Annotated in this window: 18 protein-coding genes; 12 read left to right on the top strand and 6 right to left on the bottom strand. The window is 50.8% G+C overall.

The window, feature by feature from the left end; genetic code table 11:
- The first annotated feature begins 234 nt into the window (after positions 1-234).
- From HNV11_RS11605 to HNV11_RS11575, 7 genes are all read left to right on the top strand, one after another.
- A complete protein-coding gene (locus tag HNV11_RS11605; protein WP_171739821.1) occupies positions 235-735 on the top strand; it encodes a hypothetical protein in 501 nt (166 codons plus the stop codon).
- Between the two features lie 166 nt (positions 736-901).
- Positions 902-1,102 (top strand): hypothetical protein, encoded by a 201-nt coding sequence (locus HNV11_RS11600; RefSeq protein WP_240163947.1) that lies wholly within the window; start codon positions 902-904, stop codon positions 1,100-1,102.
- 37 nt (positions 1,103-1,139) lie between these two features.
- A complete protein-coding gene (locus tag HNV11_RS11595; protein ID WP_171739819.1) occupies positions 1,140-1,373 on the top strand; it encodes a hypothetical protein in 234 nt (77 codons plus the stop codon).
- A gap of 66 nt (positions 1,374-1,439) precedes the next feature.
- Positions 1,440-1,646 carry a hypothetical protein gene (locus HNV11_RS11590; RefSeq protein ID WP_171739818.1) on the top strand — a complete coding sequence of 69 codons (207 nt, stop codon included), beginning with the start codon at positions 1,440-1,442 and terminating at the stop codon, positions 1,644-1,646.
- Between the two features lie 79 nt (positions 1,647-1,725).
- Positions 1,726-2,118: a hypothetical protein gene (locus tag HNV11_RS11585; RefSeq protein WP_171739817.1), complete on the top strand. Its 393-nt coding sequence runs from the start codon at positions 1,726-1,728 to the stop codon at positions 2,116-2,118.
- 215 nt (positions 2,119-2,333) lie between these two features.
- Positions 2,334-3,227, top strand: a complete 894-nt coding sequence (locus tag HNV11_RS11580; RefSeq protein ID WP_171739816.1) for a universal stress protein — start codon at positions 2,334-2,336, stop codon at positions 3,225-3,227.
- Between the two features lie 218 nt (positions 3,228-3,445).
- Positions 3,446-3,877, top strand: a complete 432-nt coding sequence (locus HNV11_RS11575; RefSeq protein ID WP_171739815.1) for a hypothetical protein — start codon at positions 3,446-3,448, stop codon at positions 3,875-3,877.
- Positions 3,878-4,125: 248 nt separating this feature from the next.
- Here the strand turns inward: HNV11_RS11575 and HNV11_RS11570 are convergent, their stop codons facing one another.
- The 3 genes from HNV11_RS11570 to HNV11_RS11560 all read right to left on the bottom strand — a co-directional run bounded on the left by HNV11_RS11570 (position 4,126) and on the right by HNV11_RS11560 (position 6,144).
- The gene (locus HNV11_RS11570) at positions 4,126-4,482 is read right to left on the bottom strand and encodes a hypothetical protein (protein ID WP_171739814.1); all 357 of its coding nucleotides are present in this window, start codon (positions 4,480-4,482) and stop codon (positions 4,126-4,128) included.
- Between the two features lie 237 nt (positions 4,483-4,719).
- The gene (locus HNV11_RS11565) at positions 4,720-5,802 is read right to left on the bottom strand and encodes a fatty acid desaturase family protein (protein ID WP_171739813.1); all 1,083 of its coding nucleotides are present in this window, start codon (positions 5,800-5,802) and stop codon (positions 4,720-4,722) included.
- 9 nt (positions 5,803-5,811) lie between these two features.
- Positions 5,812-6,144, bottom strand: a complete 333-nt coding sequence (locus tag HNV11_RS11560; protein ID WP_171739812.1) for a winged helix-turn-helix transcriptional regulator — start codon at positions 6,142-6,144, stop codon at positions 5,812-5,814.
- Between the two features lie 823 nt (positions 6,145-6,967).
- Between HNV11_RS11560 and HNV11_RS11555 the strand changes: the two genes are divergently transcribed.
- Both HNV11_RS11555 and HNV11_RS11550 read left to right on the top strand, forming a co-directional pair.
- Positions 6,968-7,117, top strand: coding sequence for a hypothetical protein (locus tag HNV11_RS11555; RefSeq protein ID WP_171739811.1), 150 nt, complete (start codon positions 6,968-6,970; stop codon positions 7,115-7,117).
- Positions 7,118-7,499: 382 nt separating this feature from the next.
- Positions 7,500-7,724 carry a hypothetical protein gene (locus HNV11_RS11550; protein WP_171739810.1) on the top strand — a complete coding sequence of 75 codons (225 nt, stop codon included), beginning with the start codon at positions 7,500-7,502 and terminating at the stop codon, positions 7,722-7,724.
- A gap of 127 nt (positions 7,725-7,851) precedes the next feature.
- On the opposite strand, the gene HNV11_RS11545 is transcribed toward HNV11_RS11550, so the two are convergent.
- Positions 7,852-8,244 carry a response regulator gene (locus tag HNV11_RS11545; protein WP_171739809.1) on the bottom strand — a complete coding sequence of 131 codons (393 nt, stop codon included), beginning with the start codon at positions 8,242-8,244 and terminating at the stop codon, positions 7,852-7,854.
- A 360-nt stretch (positions 8,245-8,604) separates the two neighbouring features.
- On the opposite strand from HNV11_RS11545, the gene HNV11_RS11540 reads away from it, so the two are divergent.
- Entirely contained in the window at positions 8,605-9,273 is a 669-nt protein-coding gene (locus HNV11_RS11540; RefSeq protein ID WP_171739808.1) for a TetR/AcrR family transcriptional regulator, read from the top strand.
- A 110-nt stretch (positions 9,274-9,383) separates the two neighbouring features.
- Here HNV11_RS11540 and HNV11_RS11535 read toward each other — a convergent pair whose 3' ends face one another.
- Positions 9,384-10,631, bottom strand: coding sequence for a right-handed parallel beta-helix repeat-containing protein (locus HNV11_RS11535; RefSeq protein WP_171739807.1), 1,248 nt, complete (start codon positions 10,629-10,631; stop codon positions 9,384-9,386).
- Positions 10,632-11,228: 597 nt separating this feature from the next.
- Between HNV11_RS11535 and dnaB the strand changes: the two genes are divergently transcribed.
- A complete protein-coding gene (dnaB, locus tag HNV11_RS11530; protein WP_171739806.1) occupies positions 11,229-12,818 on the top strand; it encodes a replicative DNA helicase in 1,590 nt (529 codons plus the stop codon).
- Between the two features lie 85 nt (positions 12,819-12,903).
- Here the strand turns inward: dnaB and rlmD are convergent, their stop codons facing one another.
- Positions 12,904-14,352: a 23S rRNA (uracil(1939)-C(5))-methyltransferase RlmD gene (rlmD, locus tag HNV11_RS11525; protein ID WP_171739805.1), complete on the bottom strand. Its 1,449-nt coding sequence runs from the start codon at positions 14,350-14,352 to the stop codon at positions 12,904-12,906.
- A 70-nt stretch (positions 14,353-14,422) separates the two neighbouring features.
- Between rlmD and HNV11_RS11520 the strand changes: the two genes are divergently transcribed.
- Positions 14,423-16,678: a T9SS type B sorting domain-containing protein gene (locus HNV11_RS11520; protein WP_171739804.1), complete on the top strand. Its 2,256-nt coding sequence runs from the start codon at positions 14,423-14,425 to the stop codon at positions 16,676-16,678.
- Positions 16,679-16,750: the final 72 nt, after the last annotated feature.

Here is a 16,750-nt window from a genome sequence, read left to right as displayed (position 1 = left end):
AGCGAGCGAGAAAAAGGGGGTTGTTTATCCGTTTTAAACTGAATGATAACCCCTGTTGGGCGAGCGCTCAACAAGCATTAGACTCATCCGTCAGCCATGGGCGCCACGTCCTTAGGCTGTATTTATCAAAGTAGCTAACTATCTTCGAATATACTGTAATCATTTCGTTATCAATCGTGTTTACAGTGTAACAGCTTTGCTGCGTGCATGCTAACCGACCGTCAAAGGCCGCCAATGATGATCGATTATCCCGATGCAATCTGGACCAAGCCGCAGTTGACTGACCAGTTATCCCAGATTGCCCACCTGTTCCAATCACCGGTCTTCAAACCTTCTGCGCCCTTCACCCCTCAGAGTCAGGCGCGCTGGCTTGAACTGATTCTAGCCATCAGCGCCTTGGTAAGGCAGGCTTCGTTGAGGGGTAAGCGCATTGACTTTACGGATGAGGTAGGTGCAGACGGTAAACCCCAGGACATTACCAGTCTACTGGACGTGATGCGGCAGTCTGCCTTTGTCATCAGCCCGGTAGGGCCTACCCAGCGCGGCCTAACAATTCTCTCTCCTGGCCTCAATTACTTTTACGGAGCGGGCAGCGGATGTTTTTCCAATGGCCTGGCTTTTAGCTGCGAGCATAAGAATGAACAAGCGTTCTTTATCGGTCGGGACCGGGTTTACTTCTACCGACATCTGATGCGGGCCTTCATCCAGGCTGGCCGCTACCTGGTCGATGCCTGAAGCAAAGTACCTTGAGCTACCAGTTCTGGGTATGGGCTTCGATTTCTCTTCCGTCTATGTCAATAAGCGTCCATAAGCCTGGCCGAGTAGCTGCTCAGGCTGCAGTAAGTGGCCTGACGCCAATAACCCGAATTAAACTAAATAGTGTATGTATAACCAGCCCAAGATGTCCTCAAAACAGCGCCAATCGATTCCCTTGCAGCCAATTCCTGCAGATAAAAAGCCTTATCTCATCCGGGGTGAAGCCGACACACTGGTGTATCTGACTGGCGCCCAGGCCGCAAACCGGTTCGATTTGATTCCTCAGTTTGAACGCCTGGCTGATCAGTATACAGGTACTGGCTTTATCGAGATGGACCGCTCTTAGTCATACACTTTTCTTTCACTATTAACCAACAAATCCGATGTCTATGCGCATAAATTTTGATACGCTCTTTGCTGTAAACGGGCAAGTCATGACTCCCAAAGTACAGATTAACATCATGAATGTTTTTCAGGGTGGTCCTGAGCTCAGTATGAGCAAAAACACGATTAACGGCGTTGATCCGATCACTTGGCAGGGTAAGGATCTGGCTGTTGAGCTTCGTAAGTTTAAGGGCATCGAGGAACATTATATCCTTGGTTTAGCTGTAGCCTGATCCCGGCTTTCTCTTCAGGCTTTTCTTCAACGGCTGGCCGTCCCTTAGTCAACTCTCATTTCACCCATGGAAGCTAACACCTTAGTTGTAGTCACAGGATATGGTTCGATTAGCCCTAAACCCTGGAAGAGGGCTTATTTGAACATTAGTGAAGAAAAGGCCCATCAACGCTTTCTGGCGCAACATCCAGGCGTGCGGGATGTGAGCGTAAAGAGCCTTCTGTTTAAAGACGAATTGGTAATTCGAGCCAATGGAGATATTGCCCTGGTGTAGCTGACGTGAATTGTGGGAGACAACGAACGAAGCGTTTCTCTACCCAAGGTATTATTACTGGAAGAAAACAGCTACTAACATGACAAAAACCGTTCAAAAACAGCACCATCCCATTGCGTTGCAACCTATTCCGGTAGATAATAAGCCGTATTTGGTACAGGAAGAGCCCCGTACTTTTTTATACAAGACCGTCGAACATGCCACCAAACGATTCGACTTAATTCCTCAGCAACGGGCAACCCGGCCATTCATACCAGCCATGAGCATTATCTTTCAATATCTGTTTACCCAGACGAATAGTGGCTTGGTTTGCCGCGTTCCTGTTCGCATTTTAGATGGACCGGTACTGGGTAAAGGCACAAGCCCCAAGGCGAGTGAATGCGGGGGCATTGATCTGCAGCAATGGATTGGCAAGAGTCTACACGTGACAATTGAAGCAGGTATCCATAGGATCACTGGTGTAGTGGGCTAGCGTCGGCGCTTATGAATAGCGGATGGCCGACTTGACGGCAGTACATTCTCAGGTACTTACGATTTACCCTACCAGCATGGTCCATTACGGCCGATGATCAACAATGTTGCCCAGATGGCTCGTTGTACAGGGCCGACCAAAACATCGTTACTGCAGGGAGCCCTGCCCGGGCTTTCCAATACGCTATTTATTAGGCCATAACTACCCATTCATGCATGAAAAAGATTCTTGTGCTGACCGACTTTTCGGAAGCCTCTCATAACGCCCTGGCTGTAGCTCGCTCGTTGTTTAGCGAAATCGACGCTGATTTTAATCTGCTCTGTGTCCACCCGCAGCGATCTCAAGGCTTCACGCCTTTATTTAATTTCGGAACCGCCCGCGTAGACTATGATGACCTGTTTCAGAATTTACTGATGGAGTTACAGGGCCAGGCCAGCACGGAAAGGCATACCTTCCGGTCATCAGTCTGCCCAGGGCAATTGCTCCAGACGGTCGAGCGGGCCGTCCTTCTGGAAGGCTATGATCTGGTAGTCATCGGTGCCAGAAAAGATAGCTTCGAGTGGTTTGGTCAACGCGCAACGAATTTAATTGACCAACTCAAGTCAAATCTGCTGATCGTGCCCGTTAATATGTCCTCCAGACGGGTTCACGAGGTGGTGCTGGCAACTGATTTAGCTAATCCAGTGGATACCGAACAACTTAGCTCTTTAAAAGAGCTGATCACCATTAAAGGCGCTTCCCTTGTTCTGTTGAATATTGACACTCCACCGAAAAGCGTCATGCATTACGAAAAGGAAACACTCATCCAGCAGTATTTCACCCCCATTCAACCGGCTATCGTTCACTTGCAGGCGCTGGATGCCCGTCAGGGTATAGATGCTTATCTGGCTGCCCATTCAGTTGATCTACTGGTGACAATTCCCTATCACAGATGGCGGACAGATAGGCTGGCCAGTGGCCGCAAAAAACACGCACAGCCCTTTATTGCATCGGTACCCATGCTGACGCTTTATGACGACGGTAGTAAAGCTCAATCTAAGTCAGCCGATAGGCTAGCGACGAGAACTTATGTTCGTCAACCCTATAAGCCGCTTATATTGGCTGGTTAGCCGTGCCTGGACCGGCAACCCAACTGCGCCTGGTAGCCTTGTACAGCAGATGGATACTATGCCGACCTACTATTAGTTTACACTAATCTTGGGCTGAGCCACTGAATGCCACACTGATTCTGCCTGCCGAGCCATGAGATGGGTAGGCAGTAACAAATGCGCTATACGTATCCTGAGAATTCTGGTTTTCGCTTAGTAGCTATACCTAGCCCCCTTGTATGAAAAAGTGCTTAAAAATTACACTATATGTCCTGGGTGGTTTACTCGTGCTGAGTTTGATTGGTCGAATAACCCGGAAAGCCACGCCCGCTGAAATTGACGGTTTAGAAAACCAACAGAAAGCAGCCGTGATCAAAGCAGCCAGGCCAAATGCCAGGAGAGATTTAACTATCAATAAACACACCTGGCAGAAAGGGGAAGCCGGGTCAATGGCTTTGCATTCGTTTTCAATTTATAACGCTTCAAAGCAGCATGACTATACAACCATACGTTTACGTTTTTTCTACTACTCGGATTTGGGTGTTGAGGTAGGCCACAGTGACCAAGTGATTGACAAAACCGTAAGGGTAGGTCAAACCATTCGCATTAATAAGTTCGTTGCAGGGTTAATTCCCCAACACACCTTTGGCGCCGACATGGAATTTCAATAGTGAAAAAGTCGGTTGAAACGGGTTGCCGCTTTTCTGTCATTCTCCTCATTGCAAGACGCCAGGGGACACGAGTCCGTTGGCGAACGGCGTGTCCCCCATGAATTCTGCGCATAAAGTACGCTACCCAACAAGAATAGCTACGCCACCCAGTTTATTGGATACCGTCTGGAGGAACGAGGCCGTCCACAGACGGTCTGAACGTTTGTATAAGGCTTGGTTTCCTGCCTGTTTACCGCATCCCCAACACTTTATTGTAAGGGGATAACTTCGGCCGATATACGACTGCTGAGTAGTATCGATTTGGCAAAGGGCGCGTGGCCTTTTGGTGCCATCAGGTAAAGTTGTCCGCCCTGTAACGTAGCGAGCTGGTGAAGCAGTTTGAGCTTGGATAACAGATGTTCCCGTTCACTGGTTTTCAGCACCACCTCAAAGTAGGATGTATGATTGAACTGCTTGCCCGTTACATCCGGAGTGAACGATTCCCCATCCTGTTGGCGGCCATAGGCAATCGGTGTTGGATAGCCCTCGGCGTTCGCTTTTATATCGGCAAAACCATGAACTCTAGCCCAATCAGCTGCTTGTACTACATAAATTTGTTTAATCATTATCGACGTAATTAACTGGGTTGATCGATTCGCTCTTTATAAAATGCCTGTCTGAAGCCGCGGGTAGCAATCAGCTCCTGCCCTGATCAACCAGGGTGACAGAACGTTTATCCGATCGTTTCGATTAGGGGTGAGATGATTCTGTTCAATACAAATGTCTACCTAAGCAAGCACTAAAGGTCATTGCTCAGATAGACATTTGCAAATACTAGCCACGGGCGAATGACCAACCAGACACTAAACCGGCCGGCCGAGGGCCCGCAATAGCCGGAAGTGAGAATACAGCGCCGAGCCGAAGCTACAATTTTCCAGATAAGGTAAGCCAAATTCGTGCGCGGTCCGTTTAACGATAGCGGTGATGGCTGGGTAATGGATATGGCAAATTTTAGGGAACAGATGGTGCTCAATCTGGCGGTTTAAACCACCGCAGAAAAAGGCAGCAAGCATTGATTGGGGGGCAAAGTTGGCGGTTGTCTGCAACTGGTGAATCGCCCAGGCGTCCTGCACATTACCTGTTTCATCGGGCAAAGGAAAAGTGGTGCCTTCCACTACGTGCGCCAGCTGGAACACCAGACCAAGTACTAATCCTTCAGCCAGGTGCATGACTATAAACCCAATCAGCACCTGCCACCAGGCCACACTTAGCACCATTGATGGCAGCACGAGAAAAAATACGTAATAGAGTCCTTTTGACACAAAAAGCTTAATATATTCACGGGAGGGGTGGTTAGCCGTGTCGTGGTGGCCAATCCTGCTCTTGAAAAACTTTACGTAATCCTTTCGCAATACCCAGGATAGCGAAGCCAGGGCGTAAAGGGGAAAGGTATACCACTGCTGATACCGATGCCAGGGCTGAAGCTTTTCCAGGGGATCAAGCCGAATAAGTCCTGGGGCGACTTCAATGTCTTCGTCATGACCGGGAATATTCGTGTAGGTGTGATGCACGACGTTGTGGGTAATCTTCCAGACGTAGGGATTAGCGCCCAGCAGATAAAAGCTCCCCCCTAATAGTTTATTGACCCAGGGACGAGCTGAAAAAGCGCCGTGTAACGCATCATGCGAGACATTAAAGCCAATACAGGCAGCAAAGACCCCCAGGCCAATGGCTAGCCCCAACATCACCCAGGGGCCAAAATGATTAGAAAAAATCAGCCCGTAAAACAGCGCGTAACCACCAAGAAAAAAGACTGCTTTAGCCCACATGGCTCGGTTGGCGTGGGGAGAGATGGCTCGCTGGGCAAAATAGGCATCGACCCGCCCGCGAACCGTCGCAAAAAAGGCAGATTGGCTTGTGTTTATAAATTTGAGTTTGGTTGCCATAAAGAACACTTATGTGATGAGTTGACCAATCTGTTGAATCTGCCTCAGCAGAGGTAAAGCAGAAAGGCCTTTTGGGGCAAGTTGATATTCCACCCGGGGCGGAATTTCGGTATATACAGTTCGCTGTAGCACGCCCAGAGCAACCAGGGCTTTCAACTCACCAGCCAGGACTTTCTGGCTTACGTCAGGCAACCGTTCGCTCAATTGGCCATACCGGAGCGTTTGCTCACCCAATACCAGCATTATATACAGCCGCCATTTGCCGCATAGAATCGACAAGGCATGGCTAATCAATAATAGACTGGGCTCGAAAGGCTGGTCAGGGCGGTCACTCGTGGTCATGGTCGGTAGGCGTTTGCTGAACCGAGTCAGGGATTAGCCCAAGCCGAAGCAGTTGTGAAATGAGGACCGAAGGGATCGTTAGTTAGCCACTAGCTTATAGCCAGGAAGCCGGCACCAGACCGATTGACCAACGATTTTGCTAAGAGAAGAAATGTACGTTAAAGGTGTTTGATAAGGAGCCTGAGAAAAGAACGACTGATTTAATTGGGTCGAAATGGGAATCAATGCCGGACAAGCTAAAAGACGGACGTCTAAAATCGTAGGTAGTTTGCGGTGTTACTTACGAAAAAGGCAAAGATTTTAGCGAGCAGAGAGGATATGATCAAAAGGTAAGTTACTGTCTATATAGTAACTAGCTTACTACATAGTTAGTTCAGAATCAGTTGCATTTATAAAAATTAAAAAGTCGGCAAAATAAGCGTGTTATCACACGGATGCGTGTCAATCAATTCTAGCGTAAATTGTCTTATCTCAAAATCATTCGGTCGTTTGACGGAAAGCCTTTGCTTTAAAAATGGTATGTAAAGCCGTTTTAAGAACCACTCGACTCGTGACTTCCGACGATTTGATCGACACCGCTCGTAATCAACACTCCAGCGACTGTGCCTGCAATTATACCTTCTACGATCCACCGCCCGGGCAAAGCCACAAATGTTTCAAGGCGAAAGGCCTGCGCATAAACTGCAGGACCCAGCCCTGAATAACTCTTCAGGAGTCCTTTAAACATCGTTTAATTCCCTATTTGGTAAACTTTTACGGAAAGACTTCGTAATAAATTAAAGCGTTTTGTGCGAATCAGTGTTCTTTAGATAAACTCAAGAGCATGGCCCACGAAGAAAAGAAAAACAAAAACGTCAAAAAGGTAGCCACCAAGGCTCCCAAGGTACATGGTGCCCCCAGAATTCCTAAATATGAACAGAATCAATCTGGATTTTCAGTAGCCGACCTGTCGCCTAAGGAAAAGAAGAAATAATGGATTTTAGCCCCCAATATGATGGACAGATTTTTTAGAAACGTTGTGTGAACAACCTGCGGTTCTATCAACTATATTGGCTCGTACGCTAATTGAACATCAAAGACCGAGCTGGGGAGTTTATCAGCTTACAAAAGCCGCGCTCAGCTCCAACAGGCGTGGCTTTTGCGTGAGGTGGTTATTTCAGCACAGCAATACTCGTCATCAATGGCTAAGCCGCTTTGGATGACCATGCTATGGGACAAGCATTTTAGCCGGTACTCCGATCCGGCTTCGCAGGCAGCCCAGGCGGCTAACTCCCTAATCACGAAATTCACCAGCTATACGGTATTGAGGGCATGGCTTAATGAAGCCCGGTTGATACCTGATGATCCGACAACCAATGGACTACGCTCAGGCCTGTGGGCGGAGCCTCAACCTGACCGTTGGGCATGAACGGAACAAACTGGCGTTAAACCTGTCTATTGGCAGAAACGCTGCCGGAATTCATTACCGGATTCATTGTGTGCTGGGTGAACAGGTTACCATTGGACTTCTGGAAGAGCAGGAGAGCAATTACAATAAACCGTTCAGCGGGTTCTGGCTAACCGCTTCGATGGATCAATGATTACAGTGTAGAAGCCCCTTAAAAGCAATGGGTTACGTAGCTCCCGATACATAACGGGTACGTAACCCATTACTTTTAAGCGCATTAATCTACTACGATTGACTCGCTTATTCCATGATTTCTTCGGTTAGGGAATCTGAACCATCTCAAACCAGTACTGACAGAATGCCTTTATATCTTTCATGGAATCATGCTTGCTCATGACCGAGTTAGCCCCCGCAGTATAAAAACGAACCACTTCAGCCCGGGATAATGTATAGCCAGTCCAGATAATAACCGGTATGTAACGCCATGCTTCAGTGGCCCGCAGCCTGGTGAGGAATTCGTAACCATCCATCACAGGCATTTTAATGTCCACTAAGATCAGGTTAGGGATTAGACCCGATTGCAATTTCTCCAAAGCTTCGCCCCCATGTTGCGCTCCAATCAAGGTCACCTGGTCAAAAAAACGTTCGACATGACGCGCATACAAAGTGAAGTAGTCTTCATTGTCCTCAGCGACGAGTATGGTGTAAGGCATAAACAAACAGATTTATTATAGTATCTATTAGCAAAACAACTAATCAATAGGCATAGTAGTCAATTAAATTAACTTTTATTATTTAAAAGACTTCAACAGCCTTCCACTCTCCTGCAGTCAATGTACATTTTTGCACGGATGTATTTATTAATCAACTAGATGAGTAACAGACAACATCAGAACGCTTTTTGAAAGGGCTACTATAATAATTTCAGCTTAGTTACTTATTGTTTATCGAACGGCTTTTATTCACCTTACTGTTTACATTACTTTGCAAATAATTAACTGAATAGGGTAAGTATACATTAAAACTTAATAGACCCTATTTTGATTTTACAACAACATCCAACGTTTAATGATATGATCAAGCAGAAACGGAATCGGGCAGCCACTACCCAACGCATTGTCGATGCGCTGGAAGAGCTGATGGCTCAGCGGGGACTTGACGGGGTAGGCATCAACCTGATTGCTGAAAAAGCCGAGGTAAGTAAAGTACTCATTTACCGCTACTTCGGCAGTCTGGACGGTTTACTGGATTATTACGTCCGGACGAGCCCGGTGTTTGCTCACTATTCGCCGGCTGTGCTGGATCAGCTATATCATATGCACCAGGGAAATCCGGCTTCTATCTGGTCGGCTCAGGCGTTGCAACTGTTTAAGCGATTTCGGGCGTCTAAAGCCGCGCGTGAGGTGCTCAAAGCCCGGGTTATTGAACAGGACACGCTGGCCGATGTAGTTAGTCAGGCCCAGGACGAAGAGATGACCAAAATGGTTGATCAACTCACATTTTCGGAGGGTGCCGATCACCGGGCCTTGTCCGCCATTGTCATGGGCGGGTTATCGTATCTAACGATTCTGGCTCAGAATAATCGGGAAATGATTGGTATCAACCTGCGTAGTGAGGCAGGCTGGCAGCGTGTTGAGAAAGCGGTTAAACAAATTTTCAAAGCCATTGAGCAGTCGCCGGCTGAGTCGTCACCCATTCCTGTGGCAATAAGCCCGTTGTCTCTGGTTGTTGAGGACTGGTAAATTCAAGCTAAACTATCCGATAACTCAAAAGAACTCGTCCCGGTTAGCGTGTAATTCCATACGCCAACCGGGACGACCCTTTTCTGGTAACTGAGTAGTCGGTCTGGGTTTTAATTGGTCTGATAGCCAATACCTGCCGGCGCAGTAATTACCCCAAAGTAATTCTCTACTTCCAGCAGCGGCACCGACTTAGGCGATCGGTCGATGGCCGACCGGGTAAAACCACGCACGATCGATTTACGGATAATGTTGCTCTGGCTCTGATTATACAGGCGGATACCGTCGAGCCGGGCCCCTTCAACGGTTATATTCTGAAAAATCAGCCTGCCACCTACCACAACCCCCGGTGGAGTGTTCCGCTCATCAGCAAATACCGCACAGGTCTCCGCCGGGAGTTTATCGGCACCGGCAAACTGGTTGCTGTTCGTTACCAACACGTTACGTACCACAAGACTATCGCCGGATCGAACGGCACCAACAATGATCAGCCCGACGCCCTGCGCCGAGTCGATGGTATTATTGTAGAATTCACCCGATGACCCACCCGAGATCTGTACGCCCGCGTTCTGGCTGTTGGAAAACGGCGAAATACCCGTTTGACTAACCCGGTTATGGTGAACACTCGCGCCCGGCGAACAGCTGTACTGAATCCCTTCGCAGCCGGCGCGCTTTACAATGTTATGGTGCAGGTGCAGACCCTGGATTTCATGCGGATACAGACCATTCAGGCCCGTGTTCCAGAACGAGTTGCCAATGTAAAACCCCTCGCCCAGCGTGTCGTGAACATAGTTGTCGTGCACATGAACGTCCTTCATCACGAAATTACCCAGCCAGGTTGTCGGATCGTTTTTGCTCGGGTCGGTCTTGATCATCATTCCGGCAAAACCCGACTGCGATACCTCTACCCGGGTGATTTCGCAGTTGGTTGATTTGCCCGCAACGACCAGCGCCGAAACGTCCTTATAGGTGGAACTGACATCGAAGCCATACTGCACCCCTTCTGTTCCCGAACCCGTCAGGACAAAGTAGGAACAACCGTTGATGCTGAAGTTCCCGTTGTTCTGGGTAGTGCCTTTTATCTGCACTTGGCCTTTATAATTCAGGAAAATAATCGGTTTACCGGGAGCACCGACGAATCCCTGTAAAATCAGATTGGTGTAGGTGCCAGCCTGAATGGCTACGGTATCGCCGGGCTGCACGCCCAGGCTGGCTCCATTATGTACGCCTGCCTTATCAATAATGAATTTAGGCACGAATGGCTTGGGCGGGGTAGGTGTTGGCGTGACGGCGGGATCATCGATGGTCCGCTTACACGTCACCAGCAGCAGGGCAGTGAGAAGGATCAAAAGGTGCTTCATTATGTATTTCAGGTTGTTTGCTTGTCTGTAAATCTGTTCATGCAGTTGATGTGAGCAGCCGCATAACCCATTCTGTCTGTATCGGGTGTGATGCAGAGGCACTACGTACTCAGGTTGAAACAAGGTTATCGGCGATAGACCACCGGCGGGTATCAGGCAGGAGAATCCGTTGCGAGCAGACATCCAGTGGCGACAGAACCAACCAGCCTGGACAAAGACCGTAACTGTCTTGATGCCTGAACGCTCTGCAAGCAGGATTATTGGAATTTCTTAGCCAAGAAACGGCCATTTGCGCGTTTTTAAAAGAGAAATTTCTTCATTTTAGCTAACGCAAATTTTTTAATCTGCATCCATCCTGTAGCTACCCTATTTTATATTAAAAAATTGCTACCTTTCTGACACACAGCCTCCTACGCATTTCAGTACTATGTACGTCAAAATGCTCCGCCAGCGTTGCTTAAAAAACCGAAAAATTTTTCGGTGGGGTAGCGTCAACATTACCAGAATGTTACGGGTGTTTTTTCAGTCACCGGCTCCGGAGCCGGGCGGAAGGGGCTTGCCTCATGCGGGTCATATTGCGTAAACTTGCAGTAAGAGATGGAGAACAACGCACGCCCCAACCAGCACCTTCGTAAACCGTCGGCCTTTGCCGGAGGTCGTCAGCAGGCCGGTAACCACTGGCTTGATACGGGCCTTGGCAAATTACCCCCGCAGGCGCTTGATCTTGAAGAAGCGGTGCTGGGGGCGCTGATGATTGAGAAAGATGCCCTTTCCTCGGTTGTTGATATTCTCAAACCAGAAACGTTCTATAAAGAGGCCCACCAGCGTATCTACAACGCTATCCTGACGCTGTTTGGCAACTCTGATCCGATCGACCTGCTCACCGTTACGCAGCAGCTTCGTAAGACGGGCGAAATCGAACTGGTTGGCGGGGGTGGTTTCGTATCGGAGCTGACGTTCCGGGTCAACTCGGCGGCCAACATTGAGTACCACGCCCGGATTGTGTCAGAGCAGGCGCTCAAACGCGCCCTGATTGCGATGTCGTCCACGATTCTGCGCGACGCCTACGAGGATACCACCGACGTATTCGAACTCCTCGACCGCACCGAACAGTCGCTCTTCAAGATTTCGGAATCGAACATCAAGAAGAATTACGCCGACATGAGCACCATCGTCCGGATGGCGCTCAATGAACTGGAAACGAAAAAGAACCAGGAAGGTCTGACGGGTGTTCCATCGGGTTTCACCAACCTCGACCGCGTTACGTCGGGCTGGCAGCCAACCGAACTGATTATTCTGGCCGCCCGACCCGCCATGGGTAAAACAGCCTTTGTCGTGAGCGCCCTACGTAACGCAGCTGTTGACCACGGTAAACCCGTCGCTATTTTCTCGCTGGAGATGTCGTCAGTGCAGTTGGTCAACCGGCTTATCTCGGCCGAAGCCGAAATTGATTCGGAGAAGATCCGGAAAGGTACGCTGGCTCCGCACGAGTGGACGCAGCTGCACCACAAGATCCAGCGGCTCACGGAGGCTCCGATCTTTATTGACGATACCCCTGCCCTATCCATTCTGGAACTGCGGGCCAAATGCCGCCGTCTGAAAGCGCAGCACGACATCCAGATGGTCGTTATTGACTATCTCCAGCTCATGTCGGGCGATACGTCCGGGCGCGCGGGCGGCAACCGTGAACAGGAGATTGCTTCGATTTCGCGGGCACTGAAGAACCTCGCCAAGGAACTGAACGTACCGGTCATTGCTTTATCCCAGCTAAGCCGGGCCGTCGAAACCCGCGGGGGCGACAAAAAACCCCAATTATCCGACCTTCGGGAATCGGGATCTATTGAGCAGGACGCCGATATGGTCTGCTTCCTCTATCGTCCGGAATATTACAACATTACGCAGGATGAAAACGGCAACTCAACCGCGGGCATCGGCGAAGTAATTATTGCCAAAAACCGAAGCGGTTCGCTCGACACGATCCAGCTCCGGTTCATCAACAAATTCACGAAATTCTGCGACCTCGATACCTACTTCGAGCCGATACCCACGCAGGGCTTTGCGCCCGACGTTAACGGACTGAGCAGCTTCGACGCACCGCAACCCTCGGCGGGCAGCGTCTTTAAAAGCAAGGCCAACAATCTCTCCAACTTCGGCCATGCCGACCCGAGTCAGGAAACGCCATTTTAAGGCGTAACTTAAGAAACGCCAAAGGGTGTACGTAGCTCCGTCTGGAATACGTACACCCTTTGGCGTTTTTACAAGAGACTAATCATTAGTCTCTTCTCGTCAGCAGCACTACGTTCTCGACGTGGTGTGTGTGTGGGAACATATCGACGGGTCGCACGTCGGCCACGCGGTAGCCTTCATCCAGTATGCCCAGATCACGCGCCTGGGTGGCGGTGTTGCAGCTTACGTAAACGATCCGGCTAGGAGCCGCTTTCAGGAGCTGGCGCGTAACGGCCTCGTCCATACCCGCCCGCGGGGGATCGGTAATGACCACATCCGGTCGGCCATGCTGGTCAAAAAAGTCGTCGGTCAGAATGTCGCGCATATCGCCCGCGTAGAAGCTGGCATTGGTGATGTTGTTTACCTGCGCATTGACGCGAGCGTCGGCCACGGATGCTTCGACATATTCAACTCCAATCACTTCTTTGGCCCGTCGGGCAACGAACAGCGCAATGGTGCCCGTGCCCGTGTAGAGGTCGTAGACGCGTTCCTGACCCGTTAGTCCGGCCCAGTCGCGGGTGATCTTGTACAGGTTAAACGCCTGTTGCGCATTGGTCTGGTAAAATGATTTCGGCCCCACGCGGAAGGTTAGTGGCGTCCCGCTGCCATCGTCCATCTGCTCCTCGATATAGGGCATCCCCGACCAATTGACAACCTCCTGATCCTGATAACTGTCATTCTTCTTGGTGTTCAGGATATAGTTCAGCGACGTAATCTGGGGGAACGTCGTCTGCAGAAAATTCATCAGCCCAGCCAGCAGTTCGGGATTATCCTGCGCTACCTGCAACGTTACCATCAGTTGCTGCGTAGTGTCGGCTGTACGGATGATGAGTGTTCGGAGAAAACCAGTATGGGCTTTCAGGTTATACAACGTCAGGTCATGCCGGAAGACATAATCGTTTACGGCCAGCCGAATGGCGTTGGACGGGTCGGGCTGAAGGTAGCAGTGACGAATTGGCAGCACCTTGTCGAAGCGCCCCGGCACGTGAAAGCCCACCGCGCGGGGGTCCATGGGTTCGTGGGTAGCAGCTTCGGCCTGGGTCAGCCAGCGCCCTTCCGCACAGGTAAATTCGAGTTTGTTCCGGTAATACTGGGTCGGATGGGCGGCCAGAATAGGCCGGATTTCGGGCAGGTCCACCTTCCCAATACGCGTCAGGTGATCGACTACCTGCTGGTGCTTGAACCGCAGTTGTTCGTCGTAGCGAATATGCTGCCATTTGCAGCCTCCGCAGGTACCGAAGTGCTCGCAGAAGGGCTCAGTACGTATCGGCGAACGCTCGCGAATGTGCTCGGCTACGGCTTCGCGGTACTGTTTTTTGCGATTCGTAACCCGCAAATCCACCACGTCGCCCGGGGCTACACCCGGCCCACCGGTAGGGTTTTCGACGAAAATAACGCCCTCATCGGTACGGACGATACACTTCCCTTCGGCGGCAACGGCATCAATGACGACGTTCTGCAACCGTTCGGGTGCTTTATGACTCTTTCTACGCATGAGTGTCCGAAAAAACCGCTAATTTAAGCAGTCCTTTTCGGACGGCCCCAATACTGAACCGTTTCCTTGTATGATTGACATGTACCGTAGGCGTTGCTGGATGGTGGGATTAACTGGCTTTCTGCTGGTAATCAGTCGGATGGTGAGTGCAACGCATATTGTTGGCGGAGAACTGGAATTGCGCTACCTCGGCACGCAGAGTACGTATACGCACCGCATCAACCTGAATCTATATTTCGATGACGTTAACGGCGATCAGGGAGCCGACGACGGGCGGGTCACGGTTGGTATTTTCTCTAAACGGACCAATCAGCTCATCGGGTACGTTCCTCTGCTGCGGGTGAGCAGCCAGTACGTTCCCTACACCAACACGACCTGCCAGACGGCCTACCTGCGCACGCGGCTTATTCGCCACAGCACGGACCTGACGCTCGACCCAAATATTTTCAACGATCCTGGCGGGTATTATCTGTCCTGGGAGCGCTGTTGCCGGAACGGGAGTATAGTCAACATTCAGAGTCCGGGCGATGCCGGTTCTACGTTCTATCTGGAATTTCCCGCCATCCGGAACGGGCAGGCGAGCGTCAACAATTCCTCGCCGGTTTTTGCCATTCCCCGGGGGGATTATGCCTGCATCGGTCAGCCGTTCAGTCTTGATTTTAGCGCCAAAGATGCCGACGGCGACAGTCTAACTTATACGCTGGTAACACCCTACAATGGGTTCAGCACCAAAGGTGTGCCGAATCCCGGTGCCCTGAACCAGTTTAACCCGCCCACGTTCTACGCGGGTCCTTACTCGCTGATTAGCTGGATAACCGGTGTTTCGGTAGCCAATGAAGTTCCCGGTACCCAACCCCTGCGCGTGAATGCCCGAACGGGTTTGCTGACCGTAACGCCTAACAAAACCGGTCTCCACGTTTTTTCGGTTGAAGTGGTCGAATACCGGCAGGGAAAAGCCATCGGGCGGGTCCGGCGTGATTACCAGATTCTGGTTGTTGACTGTCCCAAAAATGATCCGCCCAGACTGCTGTTCCGGGCCGATGGACAGAAAGGGTTTTACGCCGAAAACACCGTCATCACGATCACGGAGAAAGACACAAACTGCCTCAACCTCTACGTAACCGACCCCAACCCGAACCAGCGGATTCAGATCATCAACATGAGCGGTTCCCTGCCGGGCCTGACGCTTAACCCCGGCCAGTTGCTTACCCGGACGGCGCACGATACGCTGCAGGCTAAATTTTGTTTTGGCGAATGTGTGGGGGGCGACGGCAAGCCCTTTACGCTGATGATCCGGGCTACCGACGAAGGCTGTCCGCAGGGACTGAGCGATACGCTCACGATCCGGCTGAATGTGATTCCTTCCCCGAACGGCAAGCCAGTGGCCAGCACCAACCTGGCCAATAACCTCGCCCGCGTAACGGTTGGGTCGTCGCTCTCGTTCACGGCCTTCGGTGCCGACCCGGATAATGACAACATCACCATCCAGGCCGTAGGGCGCGGCTTCAACCTGGCCCAGGCAGGCATGAGTTTCGGTTCGGCTTCGGGCGCTGGCAAAGTATCGCAGGCCTTTACCTGGAAGCCAACCTGCACCGACGCGACGCGGTCGGCCTATCTCGTCGATTTCATCGTTACGGATACCCGCTGCAACCGCAACCTGCGCGACACCGTGACGGTTAATCTCGCGGCTGTTGGCCTGCCAAGCCGCCCGCCCACCGTCCGGACGACCCTGCCTCAGCCGGTGGTCGATATGCTGGTTGGCGCGAGCGACTCAACCGGCAGCAGTACATTTACCGTGATTGGTGACGACGCAGACCTGGACACCATCGGACTGACGGCCATTGGACGAGGGTTCGACATAAAGGCCGCGGGGATGACGTTCACGAACAAAACTGGCAAAGTCATGCTGCAAACCCCTTTTGGCTGGAAACCGACCTGCGAGCTGATGGCGGGAAGAACAGAAGCCCTCTTTGTGGTTGATTTTGTGGCCGACGACCGCTCCTGCCAGCCTAATCACACCGATACCACCACCGTTACGTTCCGCCTGCGCGACCCATCGGTAAACGCCGACATCAAAGTTCCAAACGTGTTCACGCCGAATAACGACGGTATCAACGATTATTTTGCGGTAAAAGACCTGCCGGAAAACGCCTGTTCTGAACAGTTCAAAACGGTTGTCATCACAAATCGATACGGCCGCACGGTCTTTACGTCTTCAGACCCCAAATTTCGGTGGTACGGTACCGATGACCCCGCTGGTACGTATTACTATCTCCTGACGACGAGCAAACGCACATTAAAAGGCCCCGTCACCCTGATCCGGTGAGTTATGAAGCCGGGAATTAATCGGCGTAGCAAAAATCGGCCACGCCAACTAATTCGGCCAATCGCTTATCTT

The sequence above is a fragment of the Spirosoma taeanense genome (assembly GCF_013127955.1).
GTDB lineage: Bacteria > Bacteroidota > Bacteroidia > Cytophagales > Spirosomataceae > Spirosoma > Spirosoma taeanense.
This window is presented reverse-complemented; position numbering and strand designations above follow the sequence as displayed.